Below are 15,621 nucleotides of genomic sequence, written 5' to 3'. Positions count from 1 at the left end.
TAGCAGGCCTTGCCAGAGATCGTTGCCGCGCCGGGTGGGCCGCGACATACTCGTATCCGCGTGTCCTTGCTACCTGTGCTCGTTGGCGTGATTGAGCGGCGAATTCTCGTCAACTACCGGGTCCAGCCCGCGGCTCTGACCAAGCTGCTGCCCCCTGGAATGCGTCCGGTCGTGGTCAAGGGCTACGCCATGGCTGGGATCTGTCTGATCCGCCTGGTCCGGGTCCGGCCACAGTGCTTCTTCCTGGACATCGGGCTGCGGTCCGAGAACGCCGCCCACCGGATAGCGGTCGAGTGGGACGAGCACGGCCAGCGGCGCGAGGGCGTCTACATTCCGCGGCGCGACACCAACCTCTGCCTCAACGCGCTGGCAGGCGGGCGCATCTTTCCCGGCGAACATCACCCGGCCGTGTTCGAGGTTGGCGAGGACCCCGCCGCCGGGCGCTGGTCGGTGCACATGCGCAGCAAGGATCAGCAGACCGTCGTCGAAGTCGACGCGCGCTCGACCGCGAGCTTTCCCGCGGGGTCGGTGTTTGGATCGCTCGCCGAGGCGTCGGGGTTCTTCGAGCGAGGCGCGGCCGGGTACTCGGCGACCTCGGACCCGGGGCGCTTCGATGGGATCGAGCTGCGCTGTCCAAACTGGGTGTGCGAGCCGCTCGCGGTCGAGCATGTGTACTCGAGCTTCTTTGCGGATGAGGCGGTGTTTGGGGACGGGGTGGTCGAGTTTGATCATGCGTTGCTGATGCGGGACGTTGATCACAGCTGGCATGCGCTGGAGGACTTCGAGGCTGGTTGAGAACCGCCCCGCGAGCGGGGATTCGAGGTCTGGGCTGGGAAGTGAGCCGTTTCGGCTCGAGTTTCACACTGGGCCGGGCGAGCGTTCGTGCCGCTGCGGGGAACTGCGTGGGCAGCATGGAAGCTCTCGGGTACCATCTCGCGGACCCCGCGGGTCGCCAATGGCCTCGCGGTTGGACACGCTCACGCTACCGACCATGCAGACACCGTTCGAGCCCCTTGCCCTCATTGGTATTGCTTGCCGATTCCCAGGTGACGCCAATGATCCACGCCAATTTTGGGAACGACTGCGAATGGGTCATGACGCGGTCGCCATGCCTGGCCCGCAACGGCGGCCGAGCTTGGGTGGTGGCGCAATCGAGCCGGCGGGATATCTGCGGGACATCGCGGGCTTCGATCCGCAGAGCTTCAACATCTCGCCGGCCGAGGCACGCGAACTCGACCCCCAACAGCGACTGCTGCTCGAGCTTGGCTGGGAGTTGTTCGAGGATGCCGGCATTCGTCCGCAGGCGATGGCAGGGACACGCACGGGTGTGTTCGTGGGCGCGATGTGGAGCGAGTACGCCGAGCTGGTGGCGAGATCCGAGATTGGACCGCACACCGGGCTCGGGAGCGATCCCAGCATCTTGTCGGCTCGACTGGCGCATCATTGGGATCTGCGGGGACCGGCGCTGACCGTTCAGACGGCGAGCTCCTCGTCGCTGATGGCGGTCCACCTGGCTTGTCAGAGCGTTTGGCGGGGGGAGAGCGACGTAGCGATCGCTGGCGGCGTCAGCTTGATCGTCTCGTCGCGCTCAACCACGATCATGCAGGCCGCTGGGACCCAGTCGCCCCACGGTCGCAGTCGGGCGTTCGATGTACGCGCGGACGGCTACGTTCGGGGGGAGGGCGCTGCCCTGATCCTGTTGGTCCCGCTGCGTGAGGCGGTCGATCGTCGGCTGCCAACTTATTGTGTGCTTCACTCGACCGCCGCGAATCAGGACGGACGGAGCGAGAGCCTCACGCGGCCCTCGCTTGCTGCCCAGTTCAAGGTATTGCGCGCAGCCCAGATCGGGGCGGGGCTCGGCCCCAACGACATCACCTACATCGAGGCTCACGGGACCGGAACGGCGCTCGGCGACGCCACGGAGCTCGCGGCGTTGGCCGCTGTGTTTGGCGATCCAGGTCGCGAACAACGACCGCTGCGCGTCGGCTCGCTCAAGCCGAGCATCGGACATCTCGAGGCGGCCAGCGGCATCGCCGGACTCGTCAAGGCAGCGCTGAGCCTCGAGCGTGGAGTGTTGCCGCCAACCCTGCACTGCGAGCAGCCCTCGTCGGCGATCGTGGGCGAGCTCGAGATCCAGCGTGGGCTCGAGCCGTGGCCGCAGGGGCATCCACGCTACGCGGGCGTCAGCGCTTTTGGCTGGGGCGGGACCAATGTCCACGTGATCCTTGGGGCGGCCCCTGAAGGTCCCGCACCTGCCTGTGGGGCGGGCGATGAGCCAGAACGGCCGCATATGTTCGTGCTCTCGGCCCGCGACCCTCGAGCGCTGGAAGCCCGCGCTCGAGCCGTGCTCGAGCACCTCACGGTCGAAGGACAGGCGCCCGCGCTCACTGATCTCTGTCACACCGCTGGCTCGCTGCGAACCCACCACGAGTATCGGCTCGCGCACGTCGCAAGCACGCCCGACCAGCTCCGCGCTCAGCTCGAGGTCGAGCTTGGCGAGCTCAACCAGCGAAGCTCTGCCGCGGCGCGCGAGACCGGCCCCGTGTTCGTGTTCGCCGGCAGCGGCGGGGACTGGGCGGGCATGGGACGTGAGCTCTTGTCCAAGCAGCCCACGTTCGGGGTGGCGTGGCGTCGCTGCGACGAGGTCCTGCGTCCGCTGCTCGGAGCTTCGCTCGTTGACCGCCTGACTGAAGCCTCGGGTGCCCCGATGCCGCCCTCACTCGCGCAGCCGGCTGTGTTCTGTCTGCAGGTCGCGCTCGCCGAGTTGTGGCGCAGCTGGGGCATCGAGGCGGGCGTGGCGGTTGGGCATAGCTTTGGTGAGATCGCGGCGGCCCACGTCGCTGGTGCGTTGAGCCTCGAGGACGCGGCGAAGGTTGTCGTCGCGCGCGGTCAACTGATCGACGAGGTCATGGGTGCGGGGGCGACGGCGCTGATTGGGTTGCCGCCTGATCAACTCGGGGGCGAGCTCGAGGCGCGGCCCGAGCTGTCGATCGCGGGTCACAATGATCCCCGGACAACGTTGATCTCCGGCCGCAGCGCCAGCGTCGACGAACTCGTCCACGCCTTGGCTAGCCAAGGGGTGTTCTGTCGTAGGATCGAGATGCCGTTCGCGGGGCACAGCTCGATGATGGATCCCCTGCGTGATCGCCTTCGTGCGGCGCTCGCCGGCATCCGTCCTCAGCCAACCCATACGCCGCTGGTCTCGACAGTCACCGGCGAAGCGATCGCGGGCGAGACCCTCGACGCCGAGTATTGGGTCCGCAACCTGCGTGATCAGGTACGCTTTGCTGCGGCCATCTCCGGGCTCTCGAGCGCGGGCCACCAAATATTTGTCGAGCTGTCGGCGCGGCCGCTGTTGTCTTCATCGATTCGCGCGTGCGCGCGCGCGGTGGACCGGCGCTGCGTTGTCGTCGCGTCGCTCCGCGGTGACGGATCGTCGGAGTCCACGGTGATGCTCGAGGGGCTCGGGCAGCTGTACCGCGCCGGATACGAGCCCACGTTCTCGGCGATCGAGCCGAGCGGCCGCGCCGTCCGACTGCCAAGCTATCCGTGGACGCGCGCGCCCTACTGGCGAGAGGGCGGGGATCGGTCACGCGGCGCAGCGGGCCCCGAGCAAGCCAAACCAGCGATCGAACCCACGCGTGGCGGCCCGCGATCACGCGCTGGACAGCCAGAGCTGAGCGCCCGGATCCGGTCTCTGATCGGCGAGCTGCTTGGGCTTGGCGCGAGTGAGCTCTCGGACTCGCGGCCGCTGCGTGACTACGGGCTCGATTCGCTGTTGCGCATGGAGCTGCGCGCCCGCCTCGGGCGAGACTTGGGGATCGAGCTGCCGGTCTCGTTCGCGGTCGATCACCCGACGGTCGCGGCGATGGTCGAGGCGCTGCGTGCAACGACGCCGGTTGCGGTCGAGGTCAACACACCGATCTCCGCGCTCGACCCCGTGTCGGTTGCCAGCGACGACGCCATTGCGATCGTCGGGGTCAGCTGTCGGCTGCCTGGGGCCGACGATATCGACGAGTTCTGGCAGCTGCTCATGGCCGGTCGTGACGCGATGGTCGAGGTCCCGCCAGCGCGGTGGTCCCTCGCGGACTGGTACGACGAAGATCCGCGCGCCGAGGGCAAGATGTACATGCGCGAGGGCGGGTTCTTGCGCCAAGATCCCCGCGAATTCGACGCTGGATTCTTCGACATCTCGTCTCGTGAGGCCCGCAGCCTCGATCCGCAGCAACGCTTGTTGCTCGAGGTCGGGTGGGAGGCGCTCGAGGACGCCGGGGTCCCACCGACCTGCCTGCGTGGATCCGAGACCGGGGTGTTCGTCGGCGTGTCGACTCACGAGTACGGTCAGCGTCACATCGACTCTGGCAGCGCCGAGCAGCTCGACGCGTACAGCCTCACCGGGAACTCGCCGAGCGTGGCCTCAGGTCGCCTGGCGTTCGCGCTTGGCCTCGAGGGCCCGGTCATGAGCGTCGACACGGCTTGCTCTTCGGCGCTCACGGCCTTGCATCTGGCCTGCAAGAGCTTGCGCGATCGCGAGTGCGAGCTCGCGCTCGCAGGCGCGGTCGACCTGCTGCTCAGCCCGGTCTACGCGATGTACTGGTGTCGCGTGAAGATGTTGTCCCCGAGCAATCGCAGCCGCAGCTTCGACGCGGCGGCCGACGGGTTTGCGAAGGGGGAGGGCTGCGTGGTCGTGGCGCTCAAGCGGCTGTCCGATGCGCGGCGCGACGGCGACACAATTCGGGCAGTGATCCGCGGCTCGGCGGTCGTGCATGACGGCCGGGCTGGCGGCTTGACGGTCCCCAGTGGCCGCGCACAGGTCCGGGCGCTGCGCCGAGCCCTCCGCGACGCGGGGGTCGAAGCCGGGGCGCTCTCCTACATCGAGGGCCATGGGACCGGCGGCGCGGTCGCCGATGCGATCGAGGTCGAGGCCCTAGGTCAGGTGTTGGCCGAGACCCGCGGCACCGACGATCCACCGATCCACCTCGGCTCGGTCAAGGCCAACATCGGTCATCTCGGCGCGTCGGGAGGGCTCGCGGGTGTGGTCAAGCTGGTGTGCGCGCTCGAGCACGCCATGCTTCCGCCGCAGCCCAATTTTGGCGAGCCCAGCCCACATGTCCCGTGGCAGCGGCTTCCGTTTGTCGTGCCGCGCGAGCCAACCACGTGGCGGCCAGTCGCCGGTACGCGACTTGCCAGCGTCAGCTCGATCGGTCTTGGCGGAACCACGGCGACGCTGATCCTCGAGCAGGCGCCAACATACACTGCTGTGCCGCCCGCGGGTGCAGGTGGCGCGCACCTGTTCATGCTCTCGGGCCGCACGGAGTCAGCGCTGCGTGCCCTGGCAGGGCGCTGCGCGGACGCGGCAGCGCTGCGCGACCCAGGCGTCACGCTCGACGATCTCGTCCACTCGAGCGCGCGCGGTCGCGATCATCTTGGCGAGCGCGCCGTCGTGGTCACGCGCTCGCGCGAGCATCTGCGCGAGGCGCTGCGCGACCTCGCCGAGCAGCGCTCGCGACCCGAGGTCTTGCGCGGCCGAGCAGACATCGCGCCCAAGATCGTCTTTGTGTTCACCGGTGTCGGCTCGCAGTGGCCAGGGATGGGCCTCGACCTCCTCGGGCGCGAGGGCGAGTTCCGTCGCGCATTCGAGCAGTGCGAACAGGTCTTTCGCGCCCACGGTATCGCCTCGCTCAGCGACGAATTGCGGGCAGCTGGGGGGCGAAAACGGTTCGACAGTATCGAGATCGCACAACCAACGATCTTCTCGATCGAGGTCGCGCTCGTGGCCCTGTGGCGGTCTTGGGGGGTCGAGCCAGAGGTCGTCGTGGGCCACAGCATGGGCGAGTTCGCGGCCGCCCACACCGCCGGGATCTTGACCCTCGAGCAGGCGGCAGAGGTGCTCGTACATCGCGGTGAGCTACTGGCCACCGCTGCTGGTGGGGGGACCATGGCGGTCGTGGGTCTGAGCGGCGACGAAGTTCGTGACTTGCTGGGTGACACGGCACCCGCGCGCTGCTGTGTGGCGACGACCAACGGACCCAAGACCACTGTCGTCGCGGGGGTGCACGAGGCGATCGAGGGGCTCATGTCCGCGCTCGAGGAACGCGGGGTGTTCTGCCGCAAGCTCGAGGTCGAGGCCGCCTACCACAGCCCGCAGATGAACGGGCTCTATGACGAGCTCGTGGGTCGCATGCCCGACCTGCGACCGGCGCCCGGGCGGCTCGCAATGTACTCGACCCTCGACGCTGATTGGGCCGAGGGATCCCGCCTGGACATTCACTACTGGGCCCGCAACATGCGGGACGAAGTTCGATTTGCCGACGCCATGCAGTCGCTGATGGGCGAGGGGCCAGCGGTCATGCTCGAGATCGGCCCAAACCCAGATCTGCGCTGGGCGATGAACGAGTGCCTGCAGCGCGCGGGGACCGAGCAGGTCACGATCTTGCCGTCGATGCGGCGCGACCAGCCGGCGCAAGGCGTGCTGGCGACGAGCCTCGCGGCGCTGCATGTCTGCGGCGCCAGCTTCGACTTCGACGCAGTGATCCCTCGTGGGCGTCGCGTCGCGCTGCCTCACTATCCGTGGCAGCGACGTCGATATTGGCTGGAAGCGCCGCGGCCGGCTGCCGCGAGCGGCTTGGTTCCGACCCAGCCCGACCACGCGCCAGGTGACGAGATCGTGCCCACGATTCGCCACGCGAACCTGCGCGAAGCTTGGCGCGCCTGGCCGAACGGCGAAAAGCATCAACGCCTGCGCGACGCCCTGCGGGATCACGTGGTGTTGCAGCTCGCGCTTGGTTCAGACGACGAGCTGGGTCCGCACACCAGCTTCGCCGCGCTCGGCATGGACTCGTTCATGGCGATGAGCCTGGCCGACCAACTTGGCCGTGAGCTCGAGCTCGAGCTGTCGAGCACGTTGGTCTACGACTGCCCGGATCTCGAGCGATTGTTCGACTTCCTTCGCGGTCGTCTCGAGAGCGAGACCGCCACCTCGCCCATTGCTCCTCGCCCCGCGCTCGCCAGCGTCCCTCAGCGTCCGCGCGTGAGCAGCTCCCGGAGCGACGAAACGATCGCGGTCATCGGAGCGGGATGCCGGCTCCCCGGTGGCGTGGTCGACCTCGACAGCTTGTGGCAACTGCTCGACGAGGGGAGGGACGCGATCACGCAGATCCCGACCTCGCGCTTTGATCTCGAGCGTTGGTACGATCCCGAGCTCGCCCGCCCCGGCTCGATGTACACCCGAGAAGCCGGCCTGCTCGACGACGTCCGCGGCTTTGATGCGGCGTTCTTCGGCATCTCTCCGCGCGAGGCGGTGGCCATGGATCCGCAGCATCGGCTGACCCTCGAGGTCAGCTGGGAAGCGCTGGAGCACGCGGGGATCCGACCCAGCGAGCTCGACGGGAGCTTGGCTGGGGTGTTCCTTGGGATCTGCTCGAACGACTACAGCCGCCGGCACATCGACGCGGGGGTGCCCGAGCGGGTTGACGCGTTCAGCCGCATGGGCATCGCCTACAGCGTCGCCGCTGGTCGCGTCGCCTATGCGCTGGGCCTGCGCGGACCGGCGGTAGCGATCGATACGGCGTGCTCGTCATCGCTGGTTGCGATCCACAACGCTTGCGCGAGCTTGCGCAGCGCGGAGTGTGAGCTGGCCTTGGCCGGTGGCGTCAACGTGCTGCTCAAGCCAGAGGTGTTCGCCTCGCTGTGTAAACTCGACGTGCTCAGCCGCTCCGGCCGGGTGCGGGCGTTCAGCGCTGCGGCCGACGGCTACGTCCGCGCCGAGGGCTGCGCGATGGTCGTGCTCAAGCCCTTGTCTGCGGCCGAGCGCGACGGTGATCGTGTGCTCGGGCTGATCCGTGGCTCGGCTGTGGGGCACAATGGACGCAGCAATGGTCTGAGCGCGCCAAGTCGTGATGCCCAGGCTCAGGTGATCCGGGCGGCGCTGGATCGCGCTGGCATCGAGCCGGACCAGCTCGACTACGTCGAGGCTCATGGAACGGGTACCCGGCTTGGCGACGCGATCGAGCTGCAGGCGTTGCATACGGTGTTCGGCGAGCGAGACACCGAGCTGCCGGTCGGGTCGCTCAAGACCAACATGGGTCACCTCGAAGCCAGCGCGGGTGTGGCTGGTGTGCTCAAGGTGATCAGCGCCATGCAGCACGACTCGATCCCCAAGCAGCTGCACTTCGATCAGCCCAGTCCGAACATCGACTGGCGCACACCCTTGCGCGTGGTCGCCACGCCCCACCGCTGGGCCCGGACCGAAGGTCGGCTCGCGGGGGTCAGCTCGTTTGGTGCCAACGGGACCAACGCGCACCTGGTGCTCGAGCAGGGGCGGGCCATCGCTGACGCGGAAGTTGCGGCGCCGGGGCCGTACCTCCTGGTGCTCTCGGCCCGATCCGCGCTTGCGCTCGAGCAGCTCGCCGCCGCCTACAAGGCGCGCTTGGCCAGCGATCAGCACGCGCGCCTGGCCGACGTCTGCTTCACCGCGGCGTGCCGTCGCGACCACCACCAACATCGGCTGGCCTGCATCGCCAACGACGCCGCTGGCATGTATGCGGCGCTGGCTGGTGACCCGGGCTCGCAAGTCCCGCGGAGCCAAGACGAGGCATGGGCGGCGCTCGAGCAGCTCGCCGCGCGCTACCGTGGTGGCGAGCAGATCGACTTTGGCCCGCTCTACGGACAGAGGGGACACGTCGTCGATCTTCCGCGGTACCCGTGGCAACACCTCGATCATTGGCTCGAGCAGCCGGACTCGGGCTCGCTTCAGGCACGGACGACGGACGCGAACCATCCGCTCTTGCGCGAGCGCAGCGATCTCGGACTCGCGCCGCGAACCTGGGTCTGGTCGGTCGAGATCGACGCGGCGCGACAACCCTACCTGCATGGGCATCGCTTCCGTGGTCTGCCCGTGGCGACCGGCGCGATCCACATCGAGCTCGCGCTCGCGGCCGCGTCACGAGTGCTGGGCGGATCCGCTTCCTGGGTGGGTGATGTCGAATTGCCGCAGGCGCTGCTCGTGCCCGAGCGAGGTCCCCGACTCCTGCGCTTCGTGCTCAGCGAACTCGTGGGCGAAGACTCAACCACGCGTTGCGCGTTTCAGACCCTCGAGCTCGATCGCCACGGCGCGGGCACGCTGCTTGCGAAGGGCGAAATACGGGGTCCCGAGAACCAGCGCACACCGGCGACGACTCTCGATCTCGAGGCGCTGCGCCAAGCGTGCAATGAGTCGTGGCAACCTGAGCGCGTGTACGCCGAGCTGGCGATCCGTGGATTCGATTTCGGTCCGGCCTTTCGTCGGATCGAGCGGCTTTGGCTTGGGGAGGGCCAGGCGATCGCCGAGCTCTCGCTACCGATCGAGCTGGGCACCAACGCCAGCGCGCATGTGCTGCACCCGGCGTTCTTGGACGCCTGCACTCACGTGATGCTTCCTTTGCTTCCAAACAACGCCCACTATCTCGGGCTCGGGTTCAAGGCGCTCGTGATCCGTACACTCCCGCGACCAGGCACGTCCACATGGGCGATCACGCGATTGCGCGAGAGCGCCGATGCGAGCTCGCATCGCGCCGACCTCACGCTCGTGGACGCCGCTGGTCAGGAGCTACTTCAAGTCCGAGGCTTGTGCTTCAAGGCGCTCGCTCAGGTGACGCGTGGCCCCGAAGGTCCGGCGTCCGTCCCCTCGCACGAGATCGTGACGGCGGCTCAGCTCGAAGCAAGGATCCGCGATGCAGTCCGGCGCGTCGGCAATTTCCCCGCGGACCACCCGCTCTCGCGTGACCAACCGTTGGCCGAGCTCGGCTTCGACTCACTCATGATCGTCGAGCTGCTCGCGGAGCTCGAGTCCGAATTTGGTCGGCGCCCGCGCGACCTCGTGCCGAGCGTTGCCTCGCTGTGTGCGGCGCTGCAGCCAACCTGACGCCAGCTTCACAGCCGATGGATGCCGCCGATGCGCCGCCACACCGCGACGACGAGGAAGCGGTCGTCGCCGATCGTGACTGGCGGCGAGCGGAGGGTCAGGCGATCGTCGACGATCTCGAATTCGCGGCTCTGCTGGGTGCCGATCCAGTTCGGGAACAAGCTGCCCTCGAGCGTGTGGACGACCACACCTCGCTCGTCGTCGAGGGTGTAGCTGCCAAAATAGCCCATGTACCCGACGAAGGCCGCGCGGATCTCTTCTGGGGTCCCGGCGCCGGGGCTGTCGGTGGCAAAGCGGGGCCGGTCGCTTCGCATGCCTTGCCCGCAGACGTGGCCGGCTGCGTCGTACACGAGCATCGCCACCGGGTTGGGGCCAAGGGGGAGCTGGCGTTCACCGCTGCGACCGATGCCCTCGAAGGTCTCGAGCCTCCAGGTGCCGATGATCGGATGCATGCCGTTGATGTCGTCGTTCATGAGATCCTCATGTGATCGCTGCGTCGGTTGAAAATTTGAAGCAGCTGCGCAGCTGCGCTCGGATGTCCCGCCACGCGAGCGGCCGGTCGGCTGCGTCGAGCGGCGCGGTCTCGGGTGTGAACAAGGGGCCGCCAGCGGCCCAGTCGCTCGGATCGGCGCTGATCGACCACGCGTCGAGCCACCCGGCCTCGACCAGGGCTGGCAGCGCCTCGGGGTGAAGATCCTCGACCATGAGCAAGAACAGCGCCTGCGCGACCTCTTCGACGATCGCCCCATGGCGGCGCCAGAGCCCGACGAGGTCGTCACAGCGAGCGTGACTCGCGAGCAGAATCTCGCCCAAGAAGGGGAGCTCGAGGTAGTCGATCCACGCGTAGGTCTGGGTCGCGTCGCGGGTGCTCGCGGCCGCCCAAGCATCGAATAGCTCGAGCATGGTCTCATACAGCGCTCGGTATCGCGGTAGACCGGCTTCAACCGGAGCGTCGCGCAGTGTCGCGTCTGTCAGGAAGCCGGGGCGAAACACACGATTGAGCAGGTTTGGCGAGCCGAGCGCGGCGACATAGCTAAAGTCCCACAGCACCTTGCAAGTCGTGATCAGCGTGTTGCCGAAATAGGCGTAGGTCCGCTGGAACGCAGGCACGACCCACTTGGCCCACCCGCAAAACTCGGCGTTCACGTGATCGCAGTGAGCCTGCTCGAGCGCACCCGCGGCGTCGAGCTCGACGAGCTCGACGATCATCGAGTTGATTGTAGCGATGCCGTTGATCGCGCCCGAATACAGGGGATCGACCACGCAGGCGGCTTCGCCCGTGCACGCCCAGCGGTCGAGGGACACCACCTGGGTCGGCACGAAGCCGGTGTACCTGCGCATGACGCCGAACCCGAAGGCTTGCTCGTGTTCGAGCGCTTCGAACACCCTGGGCTCGTGTTCGCGCAGCCACGCCTTCGCCAGCGCGAGTGTATTGAAGCTGGAGAACGCGTGATCGGACTCGCGCGTGACGATTCCAATGCTGGTTGCTGGTCCGGGCAGCGGAATGATCCACACCCAGTATCCGGGACCGACGATGTGTTGCGTCGAGTTGACCCGGTAGCCCCCAGGCACCCGAGCATGCCAGTCACGCTGGGTGGCCGGGACCCAGTCGCTCACGTCGACGCGGGTCGGGACCCGAAACCAACTCGAGCTGCAGTCGCTGTCCAAGGGCTCATGGACGCCCAACTTGCGCTGCACAAAGCGCCGACGACCGGTCGCATCGACGACCCACTGGGCCTCGAGCTCGCGCACGGTCTCGCCATCATCGACCCGCAGATGATGGGGCGCTCGACCGGAGGCGAGCTCGATGTCCAGCAGCTTGTGACCCTCACGCAGAGAAATTCCCGCGGCGCGGACTCTGTCGCGTAGTTCGTCCTCGAGCGCGCCGCGATCGAACTGCCACTCGTTGATCTCTGGACGGAAGATCGAGCGACCGAGCTCCGGGCGGGTCGAGAAGTCGGCGCGGGGATCGCCCATGAAGAAGCGCAGCCCGAGCTTGTGAACCTGCTCATGGGCGAGATAGTCGTGCATGCCCAGCACGTGATGGAGGTAGTCAGCGCCGCCGACGACCGTCGACTCCCCGACCTTGTGGGCGTGCCTGGGCAGCGGAGATAGCTGGCGGTCGAGCACGACGATGTCGTGACGGGGGAGGCGGCGGTGTAGCTGGAGCGCCAGGGTCAAGCCGGCGAGTCCGCCACCAAGGATCACGAGGTCGTGGGGCATCGCATGACTCTAGGAGATCGATGCACTACGCGCACTGTGCGCCGGCCGCGCGATGTTGTGCCGATTGTGGGGCTTCGGCAAATCAGCACCAACCCGTGATCGACCCACCCACGCCGTGCAACAGACATCGCATGGCCCGCTTGAACCTGCGCCCCTTCTTGCCCCTCTTCCTCGCCGCCGCCGGCTGCGGCCAGGAGTTCATCGGTGACGAGCTCGACGAGCTCGGTGACGGCGAGACGGCCGCCGACACCGACCCCGGCACGGACCCCGGCACCAACCCGGACCCGGAGCCCGACCCCGAGCCGGCCCCGGACTACGAGGATCTCACCGAGCTCGAGTACGCGACCTTGCGGGCCCAGCTGTACTGCGAGGCCGTCCGGGCCTGCGAGCCAGACGCTGCCTGCAACATCGTCCCCGGCACGTTCATGGCCGGTGACTGTGAGGGCTACTCGCGCGTGCAGGCGTCGACCTGCCTGACCGACGCCGACAACATGCTCGCGGCGATGAACGCCTCGCCCTCGGAGTCCGAGTGCGTCGCGGCGATGAACCCGGTGTCGTGTGGCGCCGTGCTCTTCACCGACGAGTCGAAAGAGACCTGCATTCCACCTGGCAACGAAGAGGGCCGGCCGATCCGCGAGCAGGGCCACGCGCTGCTGCCCACGCTGGTCAGCGGCAACGGCTGGGCCCAGGGCGACTGCGATCTGCACAACGATCGCGCCGCCCGAGCCTGGACCCGCGCGGCCCAGAGCGAGCACGGCTCGATCCCCGCGTTCGCGCGGCTGTCCCAGGAGCTCATGGCTCACGCGGCGCCGCCCCAGCTGATCGCCCGCTGCCACGCGGCGGCGCTCGACGAGATCGCCCATGCGCAGCTGTGCCTCGACATGGCGCGCAGCTTCGGCGCCGGCGAGATCGACTTTGGCGCGCTGCCGATGCCCAAGCCGCGGGTCGCCACGCTCGAGGAGCTCGCGCTCGAGGCCCTCGAAGAGGGGTGCTTGGGTGAGGGCGTCGCGGCGATGCGGGCCCGGATCTCGGCCGAGCGCAGCAGCGGCAAGGTGTCCGCGGTGCTGACCCAGATCGCCGAAGACGAGACCCGCCACGCGGAGCTGGCTTGGGCTACCCTCGACTGGATGCTTGGCCAGGACGCCAGCTTGGCGCCGATCTTGACGGCCCGTCTCGCGCAGCTCGAGGCCCAGCGCGAGGTCGTTGATCCTTCCACCGATGGTCCGATGCTCGAGCGCTTCGGCCTGCTGCAAGGGTCAACCCGCGCGGCGGTGTCCAACGCGGTGCTCGACCAGATCATCGCGCCCACGCTGCGCTGCTTGATCGCCAAGCACACCCGGGCGCAGGCGAGCGCGGCCGCGGTCGCCTGAGCGTGACATCGGTGGGACGCACCCCATGATCGCTCGCGTCACCCGCCTGTGCCGAGCCCTGCTTGCGGGGCTGGCCCTGGCGGTGACGGGGTGCGAGCCGCCGGGTGCCGAGCCCGAGCCCGAGCCCGAGCCCGAGGTCTGCGAAGTGCAGCTCGAAGGCGCCGGGCTCGATGTCGATTGTTCGCGGATCGCCGCGGTCGTCGCGACGGGCACCAAGCTCTACGACGATCACGGGCTGCGTCGGCACGTTCGGCTCGAAGGGGACGCTGGCGAGCTGCTTGGGGCCGAGTACGGCGCGTGCTTGGTCGTGACCAACGCCGACTGCGAGGTGCTGCCAACCACGATCGAGGCGGCGACGAGCAGCTCGATCACGGCGTTGTTGCTGCTGCCCGCGGCTGACCCCGAACAGGCCGTCGAGCTGCAACAGGCGGTCATGGCGTTCGCCCACGCGCGGCCAGCCAATGAACGGATCGCGCTGTTTCGCTGGGGCCAGCGGGTCACGCAGATCTCCACGCCAACCACCGAACGCGCCAGGCTCGAGCAGCTGCTTGGGAGCGGGCTTGGCTCGCGCGACGCGGACCCGCTCGCGCTCGCGGCTGCCGTTGACGCGATCGACGACACCCTCGCGCGGGTCCAGCCCGATCACGCGAGCGTTCGTCAGCTGCTGGTCGCGGCTCCAGCGGAGCTGCTTGATGGCGCAGAGCTGGCAACGAGCGCACCGCTGCGGGTCGACCTGGTGTCGCTTGGCGCGTCCCCGAGCGGCTTCGAGGCGGCGCTGCTGGAGGGGGCGACCCGGCTCGACGCAGACCTTGCCGCTGGTGAGCACGTCGTCAGCTACTGCGCGCTGGATGTGGTCGAGGGGGCGACCTTGCACGTCGCGGGCGGCGGCCCTGCGCTGCCGCTCGATCACGTCGCGGTACCGGGCGCGGAGCCGGGCATGAGCTGCGCGCCCGGGGCTGGCGAGCCGGTCTACCCCGAGGTGATCGAGATCCTGTTGTCGCCGTCGCAGCGGATCGAGTACGACGCCCGCGTCGCGGAGCTCAGCAAGGAGCCGTTCATTGGCAAGATCCGCACAGATCTGAACGCGCCCGATCTGACCGCCCCGGCCAAGCTCAAGCTCCGCGGCAACAATTCGCTCGCGTGCGAGCGCAAGTCCTACTCGCTCAATTTCGAGGATGACCAACCCCGGCGCTGGTTCGAGGGCTCGGCCACCGACGAGTTCTTCTTGCTCTCGATGTGCCTGGATGATCGCTACATCACGCAATTCACCGCCAACCAGCTGATGGCCGCGCTGGGCCTGTTCGCGCCCAAATTTCGCATGGTCGAGCTGGTGCTCAGCGGCGTCAGCCAGGGCGTGTATCTGCTGGTTGAAAAGCCCCAAGAGGAGCTGCGGCAAGACAACACCGGGGTCCGGTTGATCGTCCGGCGCGCGGCCGACGTGGAGGGCGAGCTGCCCGAGGCCAAGCACAGCGCCGGCTCCGAAGCGCAGGCGCTGGCGGACTACGAGGCGTTCACGAGCACGGCCGAGACGACAACCGGCGACGCGCTGCTGACCTGGCTAGAGGCCAGCATGGATCTCGAGCAATACCTGCGCTGGATCGCGTTGATGAGCTTGCTCGAGTCGGGCGACTACGTTGACGAGGTCTACTTCATGTCAACGGACGTCACCGGCGAGCCCGGGATGACGCGAGACTACTTCAGCATCTCGACCTGGGATCAGGACGACATCTTCTCGCCTTGCCACAACAACGGCGACTTCGCGATTCAAGATCCCCACGAGCTGCTGTATTGCTCGGAGGGGCGCCTGGACTATGCGATCTTCGCAGAGCCGGCGGTCTATGATCGGTTTGTGGACACGCTCGAGCAGACGCTCGAGTGGCTGGATCAGGCGCGCTTCAACGCGGCGACCGAGCTCAGCGTGGACGCGCTGCTCGCCCGGCTTGGCGGCGAGCCAGCGCGGGCGGCGATGATCGAGCTGCTGAGCGAGAACCCCGACGCGATCGGGTTTGGGGTGGTGGAGGACGAGGTGCAGGCCAAGGCTGGGGCGCTGCAGGCCGCGTACGCGGCACGGCGGGCGCTGGTGGCCGAGCGGATCGCTGCGTACCGGGTGGGGAACTGACGCCCGAG

6 protein-coding genes are annotated in these 15,621 nt (G+C 68.1%); 4 read left to right on the top strand and 2 right to left on the bottom strand.

Going from position 1 to position 15,621, the window contains the following annotated elements; all coding sequences use genetic code 11:
* Nucleotides 1–60: 60 nt before the first annotated feature.
* Both DB30_RS11330 and DB30_RS11325 read left to right on the top strand, forming a co-directional pair.
* Entirely contained in the window at nucleotides 61–795 is a 735-nt protein-coding gene (locus DB30_RS11330) for a DUF2071 domain-containing protein (protein ID WP_205632962.1), read from the top strand.
* Nucleotides 767–9,901: a type I polyketide synthase gene (locus DB30_RS11325; protein ID WP_146658515.1), complete on the top strand. Its 9,135-nt coding sequence runs from the start codon at nucleotides 767–769 to the stop codon at nucleotides 9,899–9,901. The genes DB30_RS11330 and DB30_RS11325 overlap by 29 nt, the downstream gene beginning before the upstream one ends.
* A gap of 8 nt (nucleotides 9,902–9,909) precedes the next feature.
* Here the strand turns inward: DB30_RS11325 and DB30_RS11320 are convergent, their stop codons facing one another.
* Both DB30_RS11320 and DB30_RS11315 read right to left on the bottom strand, forming a co-directional pair.
* A complete protein-coding gene (locus DB30_RS11320) occupies nucleotides 9,910–10,374 on the bottom strand; it encodes a lipocalin-like domain-containing protein (RefSeq protein WP_052548416.1) in 465 nt (154 codons plus the stop codon).
* A 7-nt stretch (nucleotides 10,375–10,381) separates the two neighbouring features.
* Nucleotides 10,382–12,124, bottom strand: coding sequence for an NAD(P)/FAD-dependent oxidoreductase (locus DB30_RS11315; RefSeq protein WP_052548415.1), 1,743 nt, complete (start codon nucleotides 12,122–12,124; stop codon nucleotides 10,382–10,384).
* A gap of 131 nt (nucleotides 12,125–12,255) precedes the next feature.
* Between DB30_RS11315 and DB30_RS11310 the strand changes: the two genes are divergently transcribed.
* Both DB30_RS11310 and DB30_RS11305 read left to right on the top strand, forming a co-directional pair.
* Nucleotides 12,256–13,494 (top strand): hypothetical protein, encoded by a 1,239-nt coding sequence (locus tag DB30_RS11310; protein ID WP_052548414.1) that lies wholly within the window; start codon nucleotides 12,256–12,258, stop codon nucleotides 13,492–13,494.
* A 25-nt stretch (nucleotides 13,495–13,519) separates the two neighbouring features.
* Entirely contained in the window at nucleotides 13,520–15,613 is a 2,094-nt protein-coding gene (locus tag DB30_RS11305) for a CotH kinase family protein (RefSeq protein ID WP_052548413.1), read from the top strand.
* Nucleotides 15,614–15,621 lie beyond the last annotated feature (8 nt).

The organism is Enhygromyxa salina, assembly GCF_000737335.2.
Lineage (GTDB): Bacteria > Myxococcota_A > Polyangia > Nannocystales > Nannocystaceae > Plesiocystis > Plesiocystis salina_C.
This window is presented reverse-complemented; position numbering and strand designations above follow the sequence as displayed.

Bases quoted from the DNA above. Each gene is read 5' to 3' on its own strand.
- DB30_RS11325 (WP_146658515.1), top strand. From the start codon at position 767: ATGCGCTGGAGGACTTCGAGGCTGGTTGAGAACCGCCCCGCGAGCGGG.
- DB30_RS11320 (WP_052548416.1), bottom strand. From the start codon at position 10,374: ATGAACGACGACATCAACGGCATGCATCCGATCATCGGCACCTGGAGG.
- DB30_RS11315 (WP_052548415.1), bottom strand. From the start codon at position 12,124: ATGCCCCACGACCTCGTGATCCTTGGTGGCGGACTCGCCGGCTTGACC.
- DB30_RS11310 (WP_052548414.1), top strand. From the start codon at position 12,256: ATGGCCCGCTTGAACCTGCGCCCCTTCTTGCCCCTCTTCCTCGCCGCC.
- DB30_RS11305 (WP_052548413.1), top strand. From the start codon at position 13,520: ATGATCGCTCGCGTCACCCGCCTGTGCCGAGCCCTGCTTGCGGGGCTG.